The 20,716-nt window shown below is 61.2% G+C and carries 20 protein-coding genes; 10 read left to right on the top strand and 10 right to left on the bottom strand.

Features of this window, described 5'->3' with window-relative positions; genetic code table 11:
* Positions 1-2 precede the first annotated feature (2 nt).
* From JMY24_RS21205 to JMY24_RS21225, 5 genes are all read left to right on the top strand, one after another.
* Entirely contained in the window at positions 3-419 is a 417-nt protein-coding gene (locus tag JMY24_RS21205) for a hypothetical protein (RefSeq protein WP_164853624.1), read from the top strand.
* A 17-nt stretch (positions 420-436) separates the two neighbouring features.
* A complete protein-coding gene (locus JMY24_RS21210) occupies positions 437-1,180 on the top strand; it encodes an SDR family NAD(P)-dependent oxidoreductase (RefSeq protein WP_128596031.1) in 744 nt (247 codons plus the stop codon).
* 17 nt (positions 1,181-1,197) lie between these two features.
* Positions 1,198-2,019 (top strand): transketolase, encoded by an 822-nt coding sequence (locus JMY24_RS21215; protein ID WP_128596024.1) that lies wholly within the window; start codon positions 1,198-1,200, stop codon positions 2,017-2,019.
* A gap of 16 nt (positions 2,020-2,035) precedes the next feature.
* On the top strand, positions 2,036-3,016 hold the full coding sequence (locus JMY24_RS21220) for a transketolase family protein (protein WP_201702838.1): 981 nt from the start codon (positions 2,036-2,038) through the stop codon (positions 3,014-3,016).
* A gap of 74 nt (positions 3,017-3,090) precedes the next feature.
* Positions 3,091-3,825, top strand: coding sequence for an LbetaH domain-containing protein (locus tag JMY24_RS21225; protein ID WP_128596023.1), 735 nt, complete (start codon positions 3,091-3,093; stop codon positions 3,823-3,825).
* Between the two features lie 121 nt (positions 3,826-3,946).
* Here the strand turns inward: JMY24_RS21225 and JMY24_RS21230 are convergent, their stop codons facing one another.
* The 5 genes from JMY24_RS21230 to JMY24_RS21250 form a co-directional block, all read right to left on the bottom strand.
* On the bottom strand, positions 3,947-5,092 hold the full coding sequence (locus JMY24_RS21230; RefSeq protein WP_128596022.1) for a DegT/DnrJ/EryC1/StrS family aminotransferase: 1,146 nt from the start codon (positions 5,090-5,092) through the stop codon (positions 3,947-3,949).
* A gap of 45 nt (positions 5,093-5,137) precedes the next feature.
* Positions 5,138-7,612, bottom strand: coding sequence for a tetratricopeptide repeat protein (locus JMY24_RS21235; protein WP_128596021.1), 2,475 nt, complete (start codon positions 7,610-7,612; stop codon positions 5,138-5,140).
* Between the two features lie 355 nt (positions 7,613-7,967).
* Complete coding sequence (locus JMY24_RS21240; RefSeq protein ID WP_128596020.1) at positions 7,968-8,267, bottom strand: flagellar protein FliT; 300 nt, start codon at positions 8,265-8,267, stop codon at positions 7,968-7,970.
* A gap of 18 nt (positions 8,268-8,285) precedes the next feature.
* On the bottom strand, positions 8,286-9,812 hold the full coding sequence (fliD, locus tag JMY24_RS21245; protein WP_128596019.1) for a flagellar filament capping protein FliD: 1,527 nt from the start codon (positions 9,810-9,812) through the stop codon (positions 8,286-8,288).
* Between the two features lie 136 nt (positions 9,813-9,948).
* Entirely contained in the window at positions 9,949-11,118 is a 1,170-nt protein-coding gene (locus JMY24_RS21250) for a flagellin (protein WP_128596018.1), read from the bottom strand.
* 267 nt (positions 11,119-11,385) lie between these two features.
* On the opposite strand from JMY24_RS21250, the gene JMY24_RS21255 reads away from it, so the two are divergent.
* Positions 11,386-12,327: an aldo/keto reductase gene (locus tag JMY24_RS21255; RefSeq protein WP_128596017.1), complete on the top strand. Its 942-nt coding sequence runs from the start codon at positions 11,386-11,388 to the stop codon at positions 12,325-12,327.
* 358 nt (positions 12,328-12,685) lie between these two features.
* Positions 12,686-12,898, top strand: a complete 213-nt coding sequence (gene rpsU / locus JMY24_RS21260; protein WP_006050883.1) for a 30S ribosomal protein S21 — start codon at positions 12,686-12,688, stop codon at positions 12,896-12,898.
* Between the two features lie 150 nt (positions 12,899-13,048).
* Here the strand turns inward: rpsU and JMY24_RS21265 are convergent, their stop codons facing one another.
* Both JMY24_RS21265 and JMY24_RS21270 read right to left on the bottom strand, forming a co-directional pair.
* Entirely contained in the window at positions 13,049-13,474 is a 426-nt protein-coding gene (locus JMY24_RS21265) for a hypothetical protein (RefSeq protein ID WP_128596016.1), read from the bottom strand.
* A 343-nt stretch (positions 13,475-13,817) separates the two neighbouring features.
* Positions 13,818-14,414, bottom strand: coding sequence for a DNA-3-methyladenine glycosylase I (locus tag JMY24_RS21270; protein ID WP_128596015.1), 597 nt, complete (start codon positions 14,412-14,414; stop codon positions 13,818-13,820).
* A 136-nt stretch (positions 14,415-14,550) separates the two neighbouring features.
* Here JMY24_RS21270 and JMY24_RS21275 point away from each other — a divergent pair, with 136 nt between their 5' ends.
* Both JMY24_RS21275 and JMY24_RS21280 read left to right on the top strand, forming a co-directional pair.
* Positions 14,551-15,441 (top strand): glucosamine kinase nucleotide-binding domain-containing protein, encoded by an 891-nt coding sequence (locus JMY24_RS21275; RefSeq protein ID WP_201702840.1) that lies wholly within the window; start codon positions 14,551-14,553, stop codon positions 15,439-15,441.
* 126 nt (positions 15,442-15,567) lie between these two features.
* Positions 15,568-16,389: a Cof-type HAD-IIB family hydrolase gene (locus JMY24_RS21280; RefSeq protein WP_128596013.1), complete on the top strand. Its 822-nt coding sequence runs from the start codon at positions 15,568-15,570 to the stop codon at positions 16,387-16,389.
* Between the two features lie 102 nt (positions 16,390-16,491).
* On the opposite strand, the gene JMY24_RS21285 is transcribed toward JMY24_RS21280, so the two are convergent.
* On the bottom strand, positions 16,492-16,812 hold the full coding sequence (locus JMY24_RS21285) for a PXPV repeat protein (protein WP_128596012.1): 321 nt from the start codon (positions 16,810-16,812) through the stop codon (positions 16,492-16,494).
* A gap of 496 nt (positions 16,813-17,308) precedes the next feature.
* A complete protein-coding gene (aqpZ, locus tag JMY24_RS21290; protein WP_128596011.1) occupies positions 17,309-18,049 on the bottom strand; it encodes an aquaporin Z in 741 nt (246 codons plus the stop codon).
* Positions 18,050-18,342: 293 nt separating this feature from the next.
* On the opposite strand from aqpZ, the gene JMY24_RS21295 reads away from it, so the two are divergent.
* The gene (locus tag JMY24_RS21295; RefSeq protein ID WP_006050891.1) at positions 18,343-18,645 is read left to right on the top strand and encodes an H-NS histone family protein; all 303 of its coding nucleotides are present in this window, start codon (positions 18,343-18,345) and stop codon (positions 18,643-18,645) included.
* 321 nt (positions 18,646-18,966) lie between these two features.
* On the opposite strand, the gene JMY24_RS21300 is transcribed toward JMY24_RS21295, so the two are convergent.
* The gene (locus JMY24_RS21300; RefSeq protein ID WP_128596009.1) at positions 18,967-20,031 is read right to left on the bottom strand and encodes a glycosyltransferase family 4 protein; all 1,065 of its coding nucleotides are present in this window, start codon (positions 20,029-20,031) and stop codon (positions 18,967-18,969) included.
* Between the last annotated feature and the right edge of the window lie 685 nt (positions 20,032-20,716).

Genomic DNA, 20,716 nt, shown 5'->3' on the forward strand with positions numbered 1-20,716 from the left:
GCATGATCGAACTCGTTCTCGACACAATGCTTCCGGGCGACGCCGCATTGGGCATGCCTTCCGCTTCGGCGCTCGACTTCGAGGGCTATCAACTGCGTCATCGCGTGACAGATCAGGTGGACACATTTCTAAAGATGCTCGCGAATGTCGCGGGCGAAAAGTTCGATCGGCCGTTTGAGGCGCTCGACGCAGCCGAGCGGCTCGCGGCAATCAACGGCTGCAAGCTGGCCGATGTGCGCCTCTTTTCTGCGTTCGTGACTCATGTGATGCGCGCCTATTACACCGAGCGCCGCGTGCTGGGCCAGCTGTCAGTCGGCGCAGTGCCGCCCTTTCCCGCAGGCAATGAAATAGCCGCCGACGACTGGACGATTCTCGAGCCCGTCTATCTTCGTGGCCAGATCTGGCGTAATGCCGAATGAACATGCAGGAACCTTCGATGTTGCTAAAAGACAAGCTCGCGGTGATAACCGGCGCCAATCGAGGCATCGGCCGCGCGATTACGGAAACGTTCGCCGCGCAAGGCGCAAGCGTGATCGCTTGCATGCGCGAGGCGAGCGACGAAAGACACCAATGGCTTGCGTCGCTCGCTCAGCAGCACGGCGTGACAGCGCACGCGGTCAGCGTCGACCTCGCAGATGAAGCGTCGGTGAAAGCCGCCGTCCGCCAGATCGCGGGCCTCGCGCCGCGCATCGACGTACTGGTGAACAATGCCGGCGTGGCGAGCGGCGCGATCTTCCAGATGACGTCGATGACAGAATTGCGCCGTCTCTTCGAGATCAACTTCTTCAGCCAGATTCTGCTGACGCAAGGACTCGCGCGCTCGATGGCGCGGCATAAGGCCGGGTCCATCATCAATATCGCATCCACGGCCGCGATGGTTGCCGATCCGGGCACGCTCGCCTATGGATCGAGCAAGGCTGCGTTCGCACGCGCGACGCAAAGCATGGCCACGGAACTCGGAGCGTCGGGCATTCGCGTGAATGCGATTGCACCCGGCGTGACACGCACCGACATGTACGACCAGATGTCCGAAGCTGCGCGTGAGAAGTTGATTGCTTCGTCGGCGCTCAAGCGCGCAGTCGAACCCCAGGACGTTGCCAACATGGCGCTGTTCCTCGCATCAGATCTGTCCGCCAGTGTGACCGGGCAGATCATGCGGGTGGACGGCGGCATGGTTTGAATTCAGGACCAGACAATATGAACTACTCCGACATCGAGCGCATGGCTCTGCTGATGCGTCAGAAAATCCTCGAGGTGAGCCACCACTGCAATCTGAGCGCCCACCTGGGCGGCGGGTTGTCGATGGTGGAGATCATGGCAACGCTGTATGCAAGGCAGTTGCGCTACGATCGCGCCAATCCGCGCTGGCCCGAACGCGACCGCTTTATTCTCAGCAAGGGTCACGGCGTGCTCGGCTACTTTTCGGCGCTGCGAGCGGCCGGCATTATCGACGATGCGGTGTTCAACAGTTTTCAGACCAATGACAGTCATCTGATCGCTCATCCGGTCATGAACATGGATCTCGGTATCGAGTCCTCGAATGGCAGTCTCGGGCAGGGCCTTTCGATGGCGATCGGCATTGCGCTCGCGGCCAAAAAGAAGAAGCAGCCATTCAAAACATACGTGCTGCTCGGCGACGGCGAATGCAACGAGGGTTCGGTGTGGGAGGCGATCATGTCCGCGGCTCAATTGCGCCTCGACAATCTGGTGGCGATGGTCGACTACAACAAACTGCAAAGCGATGGCGAAGCGAGCCAGATCATGGACCTCGGCGACCTCGCGGACAAATTCCGCAGCTTCCGCTGGGACGTGCATGAAGTAGACGGTCACGATATCGCGCAACTGGTTGCCGCTTTCGAGGCACCCAAGGTTGCCGACCGGCCGCGCGTGCTGGTCGCGCACACGGTAAAGGGCAAGGGCATCTCCTTCATGGAGAACAACAATGAATGGCACCATAACCGGCTGACCAAGACCAACTACGATCTTGCGCTCGCCGAGTTGAGCGTCATGGCGGACTGAACGGAGACCGAATCAAATGCTGGAAATCAACGCAAGCAATGCGCGTCAGTGGTCGCGGCTCGGTTCGCGCGGCGTGTTCGGTCTCGCGGCTTTGTCGATTGGCGAGACGCATGACGATCTGATGCTGATGTCTGCCGACCTCGGCAATTCGTCGGGTCTGGATCGTTTCAAGAAGGCGTATCCGGACAAGTTCCTCAACATCGGCATTGCCGAGCAGAACATGGTGGGCGTTGCCGCGGGCCTCGCGAAGGAAGGCTACAACGTTTTTGCCACGTCGTTCGCACCGTTCATTTCGATGCGTGCGGCCGAACAGATTCGCATGAATCTCGGCTACATGGAGATGAACGTGAAAGCCGTGGCGATTGGCAGCGGCGTGTCGATGGCCTTTCTCGGCAATTCGCATTACGGCATCGAAGACGCGGCAGTCATGCGCTCGATTCCGAATATGACGGTGGTTTGTCCGGCCGATTGCGCGGAAATCATCAAGACCGTGCAAGCGGCGGCCGATTTCAAGGGCCCCATGTATATCCGGTTGACGGGCGCGGTCAACAATCCGCCCGTCTATACCGAGGACTACGATTTCCGCATTGGCCGCGCAATCACGCTGCGCCGCGGCTCGGACGTGACGATCATCGCCAACGGTACGATGGTGCACGAATCGCTCGAAGCCGCGAAGCTGCTCGAAGCGCAAGGCATGTCGGTCGGGGTGATCAACATGCATACGTTGAAGCCATTGGACACCGCGGCTATCGACGCAGCAATGGCGAGTTCAAAAGTGCTCGTCACCGTCGAGGAGCATTCGGTGATCGGTGGTCTTGGCAGCGCGGTCGCCGAATACAAGGCGTCGAAAAGAGCGGCGCCGCCGCAACTGATTCTCGGCTTGCCGGACCGCTTCGAAAAAGCCGGCGAGTATCGCTACATGCTCGAGAAAACCGGGCTTGTCGCGGAGAAAATCGCGGCGCGTATCGCCGCGTTTGCATCTGAGTCTGGCGACTGATCGGCGCAAAGCCCGGCTCATATGCCGGGCTTCTTTCCATCCGGCACTTCTAACCAGAAGAAAGACAAAACAATATGAACGTCGTGACATCGGACGACAGCATCGGCATCTTGCCGAACCATCCTCTCTCGAAGCAGTTCGTTGTAATCGGCTACAGAGACGGCGCTTTCTCGACTATTCCGAATAACTGCTTCCGTAACTGGCTGGACGAAGAAGCCACGTTCGGCACTTTTCATATCGGCCGATGCTCGGGGCTGGGTGTCGGTTCGGTCGTCAAGTACGACGGCGACGCTCAGAAGCTCGTGATCGGCAAGAACGTGGCCGGCGGTCAGCGGCTCAAGTTCGTGTTGAATGGCCAGCATGAGATCAGAGGCATCTCGATGACCCTGTTCTCGCTGTACGGAAACGGTCTGGACAACTGCGTGATGCCCCAATACGGCGACACGATCGTTCATAACGATGTCTGGATCGGCGACGAAGCGATGATCCTTGGCGGCGGCGTGATTGAAAGCGGGTGTGTGATCGGCGCACGCGCGGTGGTGCCGCCGAACTTCCGCAGCGAGCCATACGGAATATATGTCGGATCGCCGGCGCGACTGGTGCGCTTCCGCTTCCCGGAAAAGATTCGTGAGCGCCTGCTGGAACTCGCGTGGTGGGACATGCCGCTCGATTGGATCAAGGCGAACAACGGCGCATTTCTCGCAGATCTCACGAAGGACGAGGGCCACGCGCTGGAACTGCTCGCCGAGCTTCAGATGGCGAAGAACAACGCGCTCGAAGCAACGCGCGCGGCCGCAGCCCAACGCTAGCGGCCGATTCGATTATTCGTGGAAGGTGCAGCCAGGCGCGCGCTGCGCTGCCTGGCGATTCAGCTTTGCGGCAGCGCGCTGCCTGGCGCCGCCGTGCGTTCGAAGAGTCCGCTCAGATCTGTCAGCAGGACGTGATGATGTCGATAATCCGATCCATTTGCGCATCGGACAGAGTCGGGAAGATCGGCAGGCAGAGCACTCGTTGTGCGGCGTCGGACGCGATCGGCAGATTCGCTCGATGCGCGGTCGGCAAGCCACGGTACATCGGAAAGTCGGAGATTAGCGGATAGAAATAGCGCCGCACGATCACGTTGTGTTCGCGGAATCGCTCGTACAACGCGTCGCGGCTCAACGGATACTTGTCGCCGACGAGAATCGGGAAGTACGCGTGATTCGAGACCGTGTCCTCGCACGCGGGCAGGCAGTGAATGCCCTGCACATTGGCGAGCAGTTCACAGTAGCGCGCGGAGATATCGCGGCGGCGTGCAAGCGCTTCGTCGATATGTTCGAGTTGCAGCAAGCCGAACGCCGCGTTGATCTCGCTCATCTTGCCGTTGATGCCGGGCGCCACCACGGTGGTTTCGTCCACGATGCCGAAGTTTTTCAGGTGATCCACACGCTGCTTTGTCTTGGCGTCGGGGCAGATGATGGCGCCGCCTTCGAAGGTATTGAACACCTTCGTTGCGTGAAAGCTGAGCACCGAAAGATCGCCGTGTCGCAGAACGCTCTTGCCGCCCGTTTTCACGCCGAACGCGTGAGCGGCGTCGTAGATGACCTTCAGGTTGTAGTTGTCGGCAATCTTCTGGATCGCGTCCGTGTCGCACGGATAGCCGTAGCAATGCACCGGCAAAATCGCGGTCGTTTGCGGCGTGATTGCGGCTTCGATCTTCGCGGGGTCCATGTTGAGCGTCACCGGGTCCACGTCGACGAATACCGGCTTGATGCCGTTCCACAGTAGCGAGTGACCGGTCGCGACAAACGAATACGGGGTGGTGATGACCTCGCCGGTAATGCGCAAAGCCTGCAACGCGGTGACGAGGGCGAGCGTGCCGTTGGACAACAGCGCGAGGTGGTGGACGCCGAGATATTCCTCTAGCGCCTTCTCGAGGCGCTGGTGAAATGGGCCGCCGTTAGTCAGGATCTTGCGGTCCCAGATTTCCCGCAGATACGGGACGAAATCGTCGAGCGGCGGCAGGTGCGGCTGCGTGACGTAGATCGTTTCCTGGGTCAGCGCCGAGAGCGCTTCGGCTGGTAGGCTCGCATTCATATTCGCGTCTTCACTTTTATCGAGGACAATGCCCGGACGAATCCGTCACGCCGCTGTTTTGACTTCAGGCTCTGCTTCTGGCTTAGCGTCGGACTTCGCGTCGGCCTTAACGTTGGCCTTGAGGTCGGGCTTAACCTCGGGCGCAGGCGGCGGACACCAGTCCGCGGGCAAGGTCGCTTCGAATGCGCTCGGCGTTTCTTCGGTGCACCAGCGTTTCCACATCGTGCGCAGCGCGATCGACAGACCGCCGGCTACCTTCTCCGGCTGGAACGGCACGGAACCCATGCAGCGTTCGCGCATGCCGATGCGAAGACGGCTCAACGCGTCCAGATCGCGCGTCATGTCGATACTCTTCTGCACGAATTCTTCCTTGTCGCGCGCGACGAATTCGTGAAGTCCAACCTGTTCGAGCCAGCCCGCACCGCATCGGCTCGGCATCGAGATGCCCGGCATCGTCACCGTCGGCACGCCCATCCATAGCGCGTTAAGCGTGGTTGTCGAACCCACGTAAGGGAATGTATCGAGGCACAGGTCCACGTGATGATGCTGTTGCATATAGACCGGCAACGTCGTGCGAGGGCAGAACGTGAGCCGCGACGTGTCGATGCCTTCGGCCCTGAACCAGTCCAGGTACGTCTCTTCGTCGAGCTTGCTGCCGATCGCGCCGATCACCATGCGCGAGGTCGGCTGCGCACGCAGGATCGTGCTCCACAGCGCAATGACCTCGGGGCTCAGCTTGTTCAGCCGGTTGAAGCTGCCATACGTGATGTAGCCTTTGTGAAGAGCAGGCAGGCCGTTGACCGGCGGGCAGTTCGGCGGCGGCATATAAGCGGTCGACGACGGCAACAGTGCGAGTTTCTCGGTGAACTGTTCCGTGAACTCGTCGATAGGCGCGACGAAACGGTCCGCGATGTAGTAATCGAAGGCGGCCATGCCGGTGGTTCCCGGATAACCGATCCACGACGCCTGCACGGGCGCCGGCTTCTGCGCGAGCGCGACGATTCGCGTATGTGCAGTATGTCCGGACAGATCGACCACGATGTCGATGTCGTCATCGCGGATCTTCTTGACCAGCGCGGCGTCGCTCATGTCGGCGACTGCATTCCAGGCGTGCGCATGAGCGCGCAGTTGCTCCGTCATGTGATCCTGGAGCCCGAACGTGTAATAGAAATGCAGTGACAGATTCGGGTCGCGGCTCAGATGCTGCACGATCGGCAGGAAGTAGTAAGCCACCGCGTGGTTGCAGAAGTCGCCGGAAACAAAGCCGATCCGCAGCTTGCGGTCCGGATTGCGCTTGTTCGGATAGCGGCGGTTGCTGGCTGCGGGCACGTCGTGAATCTCGCCGAACACGCAGTGCTCCTTGTAGAGCGCCGCCTTGTCGATCGTGCTGTTGTGCGTCAGGCAGAACAGCAGGTTGCTACGCGCGTTGCTGTTGGTCGGCTCGAGTTCCAGCGAGAGACGCAGTGCCTTCTCCGCGAGATCCATCGCGCCGATGCCGAGGTAAAGCGTGCCGAGCGAGCTATGCACGGCGGCGGACCGCGGCGCGAGATCGGCGGCGCGCTGACATGATGCAATCGCCTCAGCGCGCTTGCCGCGCGCAATCAGCGTGACGCCCAGAATACGGTGCGCTTCCGCGTGATCGGGAACGATCGCGAGCAGCTCGCGCACCTGAGTTTCCGCCTCGGCCAATGCGCCAGTGTGGCGCAGCGTGTCCGACAGCAGCAGGCGGCAGATCACATCGTTCGGATCGAGTTCGACGGCCTTGCGCGCCGCTGGAATTACTTCGCGGAACTGGCTGTTCTTATGCAGCGAAATAGATAGCGCGCGCCAGCATTCGCTGTCCTTCGGATAACGAGCCACCAGCTTGCGCGCCACGGCGACCGACTCGGCGATCTGGCCTTTGTGCACCAGCGTGTTGTGCTTATGGAGGTCGCCCTTTTCGGCCTGACGGTGCTTGGTCGTTTTCAGCGACACAGGCGCCGCTTCGCGCCGCTCTTCCTGAGGCGCAGGTTCCTGCTGTTGCGCGCCGGCCGCCGTTTCGCCGACGATCAGCGTGATGTTGTTCGCCGTCGTTGGGCGCGCATTGGGCGTCGTCTCGAGCTTGCGGTCCGGATAGGCCAGCTGCGTAATCAGGCCGTTGAGCGCGGGACCGTTGACGCCCTGTTGCTGGGCCATTTCGACAGCGACCCAGCCCGCCGCCGTCTGGTCGCTCTGGAACAGCGCATTGATATAGGCCACCCAGTACTGCCCGTTGGACGGCCGGACGCCCAGCGCGACCTCGAAGTGGCCAACGGCTTCGGCGGCACGGTCTGTCTGCACTTTGATCACGCCGAGGTTGTAGTTCGCGTCGGGATGATTCGGCACTGCTTCGACGATGGCTTCGAAAAGCGCCCGCGCGTCGTCGACCTCGCCCGCGTGATATTGCTCGATGGCGCTCTGCATGACGAGAGCGATGTCCTGAGCGCGCTGCTGTTCAGGAGAGAGAGGCTGGGGAGCCGAGAAGTCGAATTGGATGGACATGATGCTCGCACGAGGAAGCTGTACGTTGGATTATCAAGTCGGAATTCGCAGCCTGAAGGGTGGAAGTGACGGCAAAATGGCCACCAATTCACCTGATTACGGGCGCCGGCGGCGCCGCCATGAAACGCCGCTGGCAGGCGTCCAGGCAACGTCTCGATATGGTTTGCGCGAGGCTGTCGCGCTGGGCTTTCAAAGCTGCCCGTTGTCCTCGCGCGCGTCGCGAAGAGCACAAAAAGAAACGCCCGCGCGAGGCGGGCGAGGGTGAAGCGAGCGCACCTTTACGCTGGCGCGCGTGTTGTTGTTCTTCTGTTCTGTTGTTCCGCCGTTCGTTGGACCGGCGAGCCGTTCGTACCGCTTACAGCTGTGCCGCCTTCTGATACTGATTCGCGGCGCTCACGCGGCGCATTGCAGCCGTGTATTCCGCCTGCAATTCGACCTGCGTGGTTTGCGCGTCGGCGAAGATCGCGTCGTTGCGCGCGACAATCGAGCGGATGACTTCAAGCGAGCCCTGAACCTGCTGAGCGTCGAGCGACATGATGAGCGGCGAACGGATCTCGGCAAGTCGCGCGGCTTCGGGCCAGTCGGCCAGCGCGGCCGCGTGCTCGATTTCGCCGGTCAGCGCCAGCACTTTCTCGATCAGGGCAGATTGGTCCATTTGCGATTCTCCGTGCTATTACTTGTTGGTCGCCAGCGCGCCGGCGCTGTTGGTGCCGCCGAAGAGCTGCGTCAGGTAAGCCGAGTTGTTGCTCGTCGTGGCCATCAGCGTGTTGAGCGCGGTGAACTGCGCCGAGTACTGGCTCGTCAATTGCGCGATGTAATCGTTCAGGCTGGTCTGCTGCGTCGTGAGACTCTTCAGGTCGGAGTTCAGCGCGCTGGTTCGCGCGTCGATCATGCCGCCCGTCTGCGTGAAGTTGGTGATGCTGGTGCTGAGCTTCGCGCCGATACCGTCGGTCGAGTTGAAAATCGAGGCCACGGTTGCCGAATTGTTCGTCAACGCGTTGTTGAGCGCCGTGCTGTCAACCTGAAGCGTGCCGTCGGCCTGCAGCGAGATACCGATCGAGCCGAGGCTGTTGGTCGTGCTGCCGTCTTTCACACCGCCTGCAACGATGGAAGCCAGTGTGTTCTTGATCGTGTTGAGCGTGGAGTCGCCGAGCAACGGGCCTTGCGTCGTCGCGCCCGAGGTGTACTGCGCGAGCGTGCCCATCGTCGTCACGACGGTGTTGTAGAGCGACACGAAATTGTTGATCGTGCTGGCCTGCGTCGCGGTGTCGGTTGCCACGGTCAGCGTCTGCGTAGTCGCCGGAGTCGTAATCGCTGCGGAAGTCAGGTTCAGTGTGACACCCGCGATCGCGCTGGTCACGGCGTTCGTCGAACTGGATGCCGCGATGCCATTGATGCTGAATTCGGCGTCCTGCGCGGCAGAGCTTTGCGTCCACGCGTTCGAGCTATCCGCCGACACAATAGACGACTGGCCGCCCGTCGTGCTGGCAGTTGACGTCACGCCGAGGCTCGACAGACCGTTATCGCCCGTCACGTTGTTGACTGCGACGCTGATCGTACTCGCCGCGCCGCTCCCGGAAGAGGCGAGCACGAGGTGGGCGCCGTCGGTGCCGTTGACGACCGTCGCGGTTACGCCCGGATTGCCGGTCGCGCCGTTGATTGCTGCGGCGATGCCGGCCACGGTGTTATTGCTGCTGTCGATCGATACATTGAACGACTTGCTGCCGAGCGAAATGGCGAGCGTTCCGGAGCCGAGTGTCTGGCTCGCGGTGAATTTGGAAGACGTAAGCGCCTGCGCCGTCGCGACCTGCGAGACGGCGACGCTATAGCTGCCCGCGACCGCGCCCGTTTTGGCCGTCGCGGTGATGCCGGTGCCGCCGGTCATGGTGGCGGTGAAAGTGGAAGCAAGCCCGCCGTTCGACAGCGAGCTGAGGCCCGTCTCCAGCGCGCCGAGCGCGGCCGAAAGCGTGCCGAATGCAGAAATCTGGGTGTTGTCGCTGCTTTGCTTGGCTGCCAATGCTGCAACCTGGCCAGCAGTTTTGGAATTCACGAGCGCCGTAACGAGCGAGTTGACATCCAGCGAGCTGTTGCCGGTCGCGCCGCTGATGACCGACTGCATGGCCTGCTGCAGGGCTGCGTTGTCGGCTGCGACTGTCGCCGCGGCTGCGTTCGCCGCCGATGAACTCGTAATCGTTGACATGGAAATGCTCCGTGCGTCCGTTTTGATGCGTGATTGACGTGACAGAAATGCAGGATGGAAGGCGGACCTTCCATCGAATAGCTAAAAACCGGACAACGCGCTTTACGCGCGAAGTCCGGTCAAACTTCAGAAGCTATTACTGGAGCAGCTTCAGAACTTGCTGCGGCTGCGAGTTGGCTTGCGCCAGAACCGAGATACCGGCTTGTTGCAGCACTTGAGCCTTCGAGAGGTTAGCGGTTTCCTGCGCGAAGTTCGCGTCGGTGATCTGCGATTGTGCCGACGACAGGTCGGTTGCTTCAGCTTGCTGCGACGTTGCAATCGCGCTGAAGCGGTTCTGTGCTGCGCCGAGACTTGCCTGCAGGTTGCTCACCGCGGTCAGTGCGTTGTCGATTGCGACCATCGCCACGTTCGCGCCGCTGACCGTGCTGATGTCGAGGCTCGAAACGGTGGTGTTGGATGCGTTGACCGCACCGATCTGCGCCGTCGCGTTGGTGATCGACGTGCCCAGTGCTGCGTTCGTCGTGTCGTATGCACCCGTCGACATCGTCAGCGAGGTGATCGGCGAAGCCGTCGTCGCGGTCTGCGTACCGGTCGAGAAGATCGAGCCTGCAACCGTTGCGTTGATCGCCGAGCCGTTCTGGTCCGTGAACGTGAAGCCGCCCTGGCCGTCCGACAGAACGTTGATCGAGGTGATCGCGCTGCCCGTCGCGCCGGCCGTTGCTGCTGCACCGGTCGATGCGTCGATGTCGAGACCGCTGATCGTGCCAGCCAGTTGGCCGGTTGCCAGGGAACCGCTACCCAGGCCAGATGCCGACATGCTCTTCGAGAGGTCGAGGTTGATCGTCTGACCGACGTTCGCGCCAACCTGGAAGCCCACGATACCAGCCGAGCCGTCCAGAATGTTCGTGCCGTTGTAGGTCGTTTGCGACGCGATACGGTTCACTTCCTGGATTTGCTGCGCAACTTCCTTCTGCAGTGCAGCTTGGTCCGACGAGGACATCGTGCCCGTCGAAGCTTGCACAGCCAGCGTACGGATACGCTGCAGGCTGGACGTCAGCGAGGACAGCGCGCTCGACGCCGTTTGAATCAGCGACACGCCGTCGTTCGCGTTCGACACGCCTTGGCCCAGACCGTTGATCTGGGTTTGCATACGCGTCGAGATCGCCAGACCTGCTGCATCGTCAGCCGCGCTGTTGATGCGCTTGCCCGACGACAGGCGGGTGATAGCTTGCGACAGGGCGCTTTGCGAGCCGCTGAGGTTTTGCTGTGCAACCAGCGAGTTGATATTGCTATTGATTCCGAGCATGGAAAATCTCCTAAATAAGCCTGAGCCCAATACGCCACGTTGGCATCGGCGGAAGCACTCGTTCATTGCTGGCCGCCTCAGTGAAGGTTGACGGCCCTCCTAAAAAAAACTTGAGGGACTTTCTGTTATCGCGATGCAGATGCCATCACGGGCGAGGCGTGCCGGCCCCGCCTGGCAACGGTTTGCGGTGCGATTCACGGGTGCGCTGCAGGATTTGAAAAGGCGGCGTATTCTCTTTTTCTCTTGAGAATAAAGCCGGGAGAAATCATGCAAAGACGCCGCATTGGACGCTCGGAATTGCAAGTGGCACCGCTTATGTTCGGCGGCAATGTATTCGGCTGGACCGCCGATGAAGCTACGTCGTTTTCAATTCTGGATGCCTTCGTCGACGCCGGACTGGACTTTATCGATACCGCCGACGTGTATTCCGCCTGGGCGCCGGGCAATCAGGGCGGCGAGTCCGAAACCATCCTCGGAAAGTGGTTCCGGCAGAGCGGCAAGCGCGACAGGATCGTGCTTGCGACCAAGGTGGCGAAGCATCCGCGGCGCAAGGGACTGTCGGCTGCGAACATTCAGGCGGCGGTCGAAGACTCGCTGCGCCGCTTGCAGACCGATTACATCGACGTCTATTTTTCCCACGAAGACGACACCGAAACACCGCTTGCCGAGACGCTCGGTGCTTACCAGAGGCTGATCGAAGCGGGTAAGGTGCGGGTTATCGGCGCGTCCAACTACAGCGGTGCGCGCGTCGAGGAGGCGCTCGGCGTTTCCCGCCAGCACGGGCTGCCCGAATATCAGTTGCTGCAGCCGGAATACAATCTGTATGACCGGGCCGAATATGAGACCGACATTGAGCCGGTCGCGGTGGCCCATCAATTGGGCGTGGTCGTGTATTGGAGTCTCGCGAGCGGATTCCTCTCGGGAAAGTATCGTTCGCGGCAGGATCTGGCCAACAAGCCGCGGGGTAGCCGCGTCGAAAAGTATCTGAACGAACGTGGTTTGCAAATTCTCACAGCGCTCGACCGCGTCGCAGCGCGGCACGGCAGCACGCCGGCCAGCGTGGCGCTGGCGTGGCTGATCGCGCGCCCGAGTGTGACGGCGCCGATTGCGAGCGCGACGTCGCTGCAGCAGCTGGAAAGTCTTGTCGCCGCGGTTCATCTGACGCTGACGAGCACCGACATCCGCGAACTGGACGATGCGAGCGCATGAACCGCCGGGATGGCCTGGCGTAATCCCTAAACCCCTGGTAGCATGGAGAGTTTCCTGATATCATCGGGAGTGAATTGAGATCTTTGCCTGTTTCGTCATCGGTTTTCCGTTGGTGAAAGGTTGGCGAAACGGCAGCAGGCGCGGCTTTACAGTACGTCTGTCCGCGTTCCGCGGTGAGCTCCACACCTCTCTTTTCCGGCCTCCGTGGCCGCTTTGCCTCTCGTTTCATTCGTGGTTTGGCCGGGTTCTTCCCGCGTTTGCCTGTTACTGGCCATGAATCGAAACGACCGGAGGGCCGGCGCGTGAGCGGTCTCCGCCACGCAATCAACCCATATCAAGTGATTGAGTTAGGAATTACATGACGACGATTCTTCTGAAGGAAAACGAGCCGTTCGAAGTGGCGATTCGCCGCTTTCGTCGCGCAATCGAAAAGAACGGCCTGATCGCAGAACTGCGTGAGCGCCAATCGTACGAAAAGCCGACTACGGCACGTAAGCGCAAGAAGGCTGCTGCTGTGAAGCGCCTGCACAAGCGCCTGCGCAGCCAGATGCTGCCGAAGAAGCTGCACTAAGCAAGCTTCTCAGCACACGTCAAAACGGCGGTGTGAGCTTCGAAAGAAGCCACACCGCCGTTTTGCGTTGTGGTCGCGTGTTTTGCGGTCTTGGAGCGGGCGAGCGCGGCGCCGCACACAGGGCCTCGCCAAGCGACGCTCCCGGCGTGGTTACGCCGCGCTCTTCAGCTTGTGCACGGAGAGCCCGAACTGACGCGCGATCGAGTTCAGGCGCTCGTCCCACTCCCACGTGCCGAACACGTCGTGCACGTTTTGCAGGCAGCTGAGCAGATCGACGGTGGCCTGATCGTATACATTGATGCGCGATCGCAGCAGCGCCTTCCTCAGCGCGGCCACGCCCACGTCCATATAAGCAGGCGCCGCGACGCGCGTCTTGCCGATATAGCGCACGGGCACGCCTTCCATAGCTGTCATATAGTCGCGCAGCTTGATGAAGTTGCCGACAGGGCAGCCGCCGCAATAGCCGCGATAGGCGCCGCCCCCGCGTGGCAGAAGCGCGGCACGCCTCTGGCTGAAAAGGTGGCTCACGGCCTGGTCAAAAATGTCCTGATGCGTGAGAAAGGCAAGGGTTTTCATGGTTGGTCTCGCAATGCTGCGCGGTGGTTACTCGTTGTTGAGCGCCTGATACCAGTATCCAGCCTGCGTTCGTTGGCCAAGCGCCGACTAGCATGGCGAAAAGCCTTCAATTCCGGCCTTTGCCGCGGCTTTTCCGCGTGACTCCGGCGTGACTCCGGCGTGACTCAAAGCGGGGCTCGCGACGGCAAACGCAGCGGCGCTCATAACCGTATAACGACCGGCATCCGCGAAAAGCGCAGCAGGGCTTTACCGGATAGCGGTTTCGACCGGTGCGCGAGGACCGTGCAGACAGAGAAAAGTCGTCTCCCGCGCGACCGGTACCGGTCACCGGATAACCCCGCGGTCAACCCGCTTTGCGAGCTCGTCCCTTCTTGCCGAGGGCGGCGCAGCGTGCGCGGCACATGCAGGTCACCTCGTGATCGTTCACCATGCCGACCGCCTGCATGAACGCATAACAGATCGTCGAACCGACGAACTTGCAGCCATAGCGCTTCAACGCTTTGCTGAGTGCATCGGAAATTTCCGTCGATGCCGGCGCCTGCTTGTACGATGCCCATTCGTTCTGAATCGGCGTGTTGTCGACGAAAGACCAGATGAAGTTGGCGAGCGATCCGTGTTCCGCCTGGATCTGCTGCACGGCGCGCGCATTGGTGATGGCGGCCTCGATCTTTCCGCGATGGCGCACGATGCCTTCGTCCGCCACGAGCGTCTCGACGTGCTGCGGCGTGAAGCGCGCGACCTTGTCGATATCGAAGTCGGCAAACGCGCGCCGGTAGCCCGCTCGCTTATTAAGAATCGTCGACCACGACAGCCCGGCTTGCGCGCCTTCCAGCACGAGCATTTCGAAGAGATGCTGGTCCTCGCGGGACGGCACGCCCCATTCCGTGTCGTGGTAATGTGCGAGCGCTTCGCTCGATACCCAGTTGCATCGCTGTGTCATTTGGCGCTCCCCGTAGTCACGTCGCTCGCCAGCATAGCGGAACGCCTCGGCGCCGCAAGCTAGCCGTTCGGCTAATTGCCGGATCGAAATAGACCTGCCACGCTATGCACATTTCCCAGGAAACGCACCTTTGCCAATGAACGAAGACCTATTTCTGATCGGCGTCGACGGCGGCGGCACCGGCACGCGCATCGTGCTGGCCGACGCGCACGGGCGCGAGTTGGCGCAGGCGGCAAGTGGGCCGTCGGGTCTTGGGCTGGGCGTCGAACGTGCGTGGCAAGCGATCGCGGCGGGCTGTGCGGATGCGTTCGCACACGCGGGCGCCGCGCTCGACTGGTCACGCTGCGTGCTCGGTTGTGGTCTCGCGGGCGTGAACAATCGCGACTGGCTGGCGGCGTTCCTCGCGCAGACGCCAGCTCTGGCCGGGCTCGCGGTTGAAAGCGATGCGTACACGACATTGCTCGGCGCGCACGGCGGTGCGTATGGCGTGATTGTCGCGCTCGGCACGGGCAGCGTCGCGGCGGCGGCCGACCGGGACGACGGCGAATACCGGACCGTCAGCGGCTATGGTTTTCCGTCGGGTGATGAAGCGAGTGGCGCGTGGCTCGGAGTGCGAGCCATTGTTCACGCACAGCACGCGCTCGACGGACGGGGCCCGAACGACGACCTCGCGCAGGCGCTTCTCGCGCACGTCGGCGCACACGATCGCGACGGGCTCGTCGTGTGGCTTTGCGAAGCGAATCAAACGGCGTATGCGAGCCTTGCGCGAATCGTGATTGCGCACCGCGCGCATCCATTCGCCGCGCGGCTCCTCGGCGAAGCGGGCCTTCAGATCGGCAAGATGATCGCGGCACTCGATCCATCGGCGGCTTTGCCCATTGCCTTGTGCGGCGGTCTCGGCGCGCCGTTGCGCGAGTATGTGCCGCAGATCTATCAGCCACGGTTGCGCGAACCGTTGTCGGACTCCGCGCACGGTGGCTTGCAGTTGGCGCAGCGCGAAGCCGCGCGGCTTGTGGGCAACGCGTGAGCGAATGTCTGACCGGCGTCCGGAGCGTGCGCGGGCGCCGAGGGTTCAATGCCGCGCGCAAAGCGCTCGGGCCCATCTCGTCATCGACGGTAAAATAGCGCCTTCCACGCTGCTCGCCTTCCCACTATGTATAAAGTCATCGCCACGGATCTCGACGGAACACTGCTCAATGCCGACCATCAGGTCGACCCGTTCACGGTCGCCACCGTGCGCAAGCTGGAAAGTGACGGCGTGCAATTCGTGATTGCAACGGGCCGCCATTTCTGCGACGTCGCGGGTATTCGCGACATTCTCGGCATCAAGCCGTACCTGATCACGTCGAACGGCGCGCGCATCCATGCGCCCGACAACACCGTGATCCACGCCGACGACCTGCCGCCCGCCATCGTGCAACGTCTCGTGCAGCCCCGAATTGTCGGCGAGCACGGTCGCGTGATCGTGAATCTGTTCGCCGACCAGGCGTGGCTGATCGACCGGGACGCACCGGAGCTGCTGAAATTTCATCAGGATTCCGGCTTCACCTATGAAGTTGCCGAACTGCTCACCCACGACGGCGTCGACATCGCCAAGGTTCTTTACATTGGCGATCCGGCGGATCTGGCGAAGGTGGCGGCGAATCTCGCACGCGAGTTCGGCGACGCGCTCTATGTGACGTATTCGCTGCCGGACTGCCTGGAGGTAATGACGTCGAACGTATCGAAGGGACGCGCGTTGCAGATCGTGCTCGAGCGCGTGGGCGTGGACGCCGCGCATTGCGTGGCTTTCGGCGACAACATGAACGATATCGACCTGCTCGAAACGGCCGGCCATCCTTTCATGATGAACAACGCGAATCCCGATTTGATGACACGGCTGCCAGATGTGCCGCGCATCGGCAACAATTTCGAAGCGGGCGTCGCGCATCACTTGCGCAAGCTCTTTTCACTCGACGACGAACTGACGGCCTGACAGCCGAAGTCCCGAATGCAACCGGCCCGCATCGCGCGTTGCAGATGCGGGCCGGTTGACACCAGGCCGGGCTATCTCCGGCTCTTTTAGCGGAGGTGATGACTAGTCGCGCCATCCGCCACGGCGGTCGCCATGATCGCCACGATCGCCACGGTCGTCGTGGCCCCAACGGCGGTCGTTCCGGTTCCAACCGTGCTCGTAACGGTGGTCGCCGCGATAGTAGTCGCCGCGATCATAGCGACGGCCCCAGCCGCTATTGCCGTAGTACACCGGTTGCGGCGCTGCGTAGACCGGCGCGGGGCGGGTGTAGACCGGCGTGCCGAGCGACAGCCCGATGTTCAAATCCGTGTGCGCTTGCGCTACACCGCATGCGCCTGCTGCGAGACCTGCGGCAACCAGCAATTTAGTGACGATGCGTTTCATGTTGTTCTCCATGCAAGAGGCTTGCTGTGAAGCGACGGATGTTTGTCGCACAGGTCCAATCTACGCATTCCGGGTCGCGAGTACTGCGACCAGATGTTACGGACTGCAAGCATCGTCGAAGGGCTGGAAAGCACGCACTCCTGCCTGCTTTGCGTCGGATCGGTGCAGGTAGTTGAGGGGAAAGCCTGTCGCAGCGGGGCGTTGAGGCGGGCAAGCGGCGCGCGCATCGTATTGGCGGCAACGAACAGGAGCGTTAGCAGGCGTGGCGCGTAATCGCGGCTTACATCTGTATAACGGAATTAATCTGGTCCGCTCGCCGAAACCCCTTATGCGGCTTTCGGCGCATCGGCAGCGCTGGCTGACTTCAGTGTCAAACGGCCGCGAGGACCAGCAATATAGATACTGCTTTAAGCGGCTGCTCGACCTACCGGGCACGCGGGCCTCATAAAAAACGGGCGCCGTAGCGCCCGCTCTGACCGCAGCCAACCGGTTTCGTCTAGTCCAGTGCCAGCTTCCGCGCGTTAGCGCTGCGGCTTTCCGCGACCAAGGGATACAGCACGCCGGCAATTGCGGCACCGATGATCGGCGCGATCCAGAAGAGCCACAACTGATCCACCGCTGCCCCGCCGACGAACAGCGCTGGGCCCGTGGAGCGCGCCGGGTTGACCGAGGTGTTCGTGACCGGAATCGAGACAAGGTGAATCAGCGTCAGGCACAAGCCGATCGCGATGGGCGCAAAACCGGCCGGCACGCGTTTGTCCGTCGCTCCGAGGATGACGAACAGGAAGAAGCCGGTCATCACCGCCTCGCAGACGAATGCCGCGGCGAGCGAGTAGTGGCCCGGCGAGCGCTCGCCATAACCGTTGCTCGCGAAACCACTCGCGACGAGTTCGAAGCCGGGCTTGCCCGAGGCGATTAATGCCAGCACAGCCGCGCCCAGCACGGCGCCGACCACCTGCGCGACGATGTACGGGAGCAGGTCGCGAGCCGGGAAGCGGCCCGCCACCGTCAGGCCGACGCTGACCGCCGGGTTCAGATGGCAGCCGGAAATGTGGCCGATCGCATACGCCATGGTCAGCACCGTCAGCCCGAAAGCGAGCGACACGCCGACGAAGCCGATGCCGAGGCCATGCACCGGACCGGTGAAGTTGGCGGCCAGGACAGCGCTGCCGCAGCCCCCGAGCACGAGCCAGAAGGTGCCGAACAACTCGGCAGCAAGGCGCTTTGACAACTGCATGATTGGTAATCCTAAAATAGTTGATGCTGTGAAAGCACGGAGTCTGAGCGCACGCTCCGATCGGGCGCGTGCCTTTGACCGCCAATTCTAAGGAAAGAGTCGCCAATCGAGTGTCAAGAATTGTCAATGCCGGGCGGCATTACCGATTATTCCGGGATAAAGCCGTTTTGCAATTCATCGATCTTAATAATTATCAGAAGATACTGTCCTAAATCAGTAATGTTATCCATTGCGAATTTTTATAATTACAGTTAGTCTGCGGAGCGAATGAGATCTAAAAGGGGAGAACCGGAATGTCTCAATATGCAGACCTCAAGGCGCAGATCGCCAAATTGCAGGCACAAGCAGAAGAAGCCCGCCGTACGGAAATCGACAATGTGATAGCCGACATCCGCCAAAAAATCGCCGAATACGGCCTGACTGCGCAGGACCTCGGTTTTGCGGTAGCCGCCAAGCGCGGACGCCCGCCCAAGAAGGCGCCGCTGCCCGCTAAATATCAGGACCCGAAAACCGGTAATACGTGGAGCGGACGCGGCAAACCGCCGAAGTGGATCGTCGGCAAGAACCGTGAACGCTTTTTGATTGGCGCAAGCTGAGTCGTTCGCGAGTGAACGAAAGCGAATTGAAGGATGGGCGCGAGTCCGACTTTACTCGGCTGTTCTAATCGGACATGGAAGCGCATCCACGTCGCCATTAAAAAAGCCGCCTTTGCGAGGCGGCTTTTCTGTAAATGAAGCGGGATAAGTCCGAGTTACCGTTTGCGCAAACGATTCACGTGGAAAAAATACCTGCATTCCGTGCGTCAATCGAAAAGCGCTTGGGGCATGTGAGCCCGGATCGCGACAGAGTGACAGAGTACCGGCCCGTTTAAAGCACCGGCACCCTGGCTGCGCTGTCATCTACAGGCTCACCATGCTTTAGCCCACCGCGACCTGGCGAAGCATCGGCCGACGCGAAGCCTCAATCAGCGCCGAATACGCGTCCACGTAGTTGCGCGCCATCGTCTTCGAGCTGAAACGGCGCTCGAACTGCGCGCGGATCTCGCTGCGCGACAACTCGTCCAGACGTTCAAGCGCGGCCACGGCACCCTGCACGTCTTCTACGATGTAGCCGGTCACCCCATGGTCGATCACTTCCGGCACCGAACCGCGGTTGAAAGCGATCACCGGCGTGCCGCATGCCATCGACTCGATCATGACGAGTCCGAACGGCTCGGACCAGTCGATCGGAAACAGCAGCGCCTTGGCGCCCGACAGGAACTCGGGCTTTTGCGCCTCGTTGATCTCTCCGACGAACTCCACATGCGCCTGCGACAACAGCGGCTCGATCTCGCGTTTGAAGTAGTCCTGGTCGGCCTTGTCCACCTTGGCGGCGATCTTCAGCGGCAAACCGCTTTGTGCAGCGATCTTGATAGCTGTATCGACGCGCTTTTCAGGACAGATCCGGCCGAGGAACGCGAGGTATTCCGGCTTCTTATGCGCTTGCGGCGTGAGCAGCTGCTCGGGCAGGCCGTGGTAGATCGTGCTCAGCCAGTTTGCTTGCTGCAGCGGCAGGCGCTGCGAATCGGAAATCGAGACGACCGGCGCGCCGGAGAACGCGTCGAACACCGGTTGCAATTCGGGCAGATCGAGGCGGCCGTGCAGCGTGGTCACGAACGGCGTGTCCATCGTCGAAAAGAGCGGAAACGGCATGTAGTCGAGGTGGAAATGCAGCACGTCGAACTCGTGCGCGACCCGGCGAACCTTTTCCATCATCAGGATATGGGGAGCGAGCGCGTCGCGAATCGTCGGGTCGAGGCGCAGCGCACGAGGCCAGCACGCGTCGAGCTTCGCGGAAGTCGCCGAGTCGCCGCTGGCAAACAGCGTGACGTCGTGACCCTCGTCCACCAGTGCCTCGGTGAGGTAGGACACGACACGTTCGGTGCCACCGTAAAGTTTCGGCGGGACTGCTTCATATAGCGGCGCAATTTGTGCGATTCGCATGCGTTTCTCCTGTGAGTACGGCTTCGCACAGCGGCGCTCGAGTAGAGCGAGGAGCGAATGCCTGACGGACGGTTGGGCGCGGTATGCCGCCGCCCGGGGGTGCTCCGAATCTGCATCGGGTTATCCCTTAGCTTCATTATCGGGATCGGCCGCGCCAATTCGAGTTATTTTTCAAACGCTTAACGTTGTTACAGCGCGAAACACGAGACGTTACACACGCTCGGGCAGCCCTCCGGCGCTTTCAGACTGGTTCTGGCGGCGGATGGCGAACCCACGAGAAACCGCCGCGCCCTTATATAGCAAGCACCGAGCCAGGCCTACAGGGTCAAGTTATTACAGAGCGGTGAAAACGTCTTATAATTCGGCTCACCGTTGAACGGTGCAAACCTGGCGCTCACCAAACTCACCGGTTGGTTCATTTCCGCGAAGTCCAGTATCCACGGCGCATAGCGACTCCGACCACCGGGTCGACTAATCCGCTTCAATCCGCCTCCAATCGCAGCGCTGTAGGAAAAACTCCTACACGAATGACGGATTAATCCGTCAACCAAGCTGGGTGTCTGTCCGATTTCGTTTCGCTCCCCCTTTCGAGACAATGCTTGCAAGACTACAAACGAGCCGACCGGCGCGGTTTAACTGCGCGCGTTCGAGCAAACGTTTCCGTAACGGCCTGACCAGCCAGATA

The sequence above is a fragment of the Paraburkholderia kirstenboschensis genome (genome assembly GCF_904848585.1).
GTDB classification, from domain to species: Bacteria; Pseudomonadota; Gammaproteobacteria; order Burkholderiales; family Burkholderiaceae; genus Paraburkholderia; species Paraburkholderia kirstenboschensis.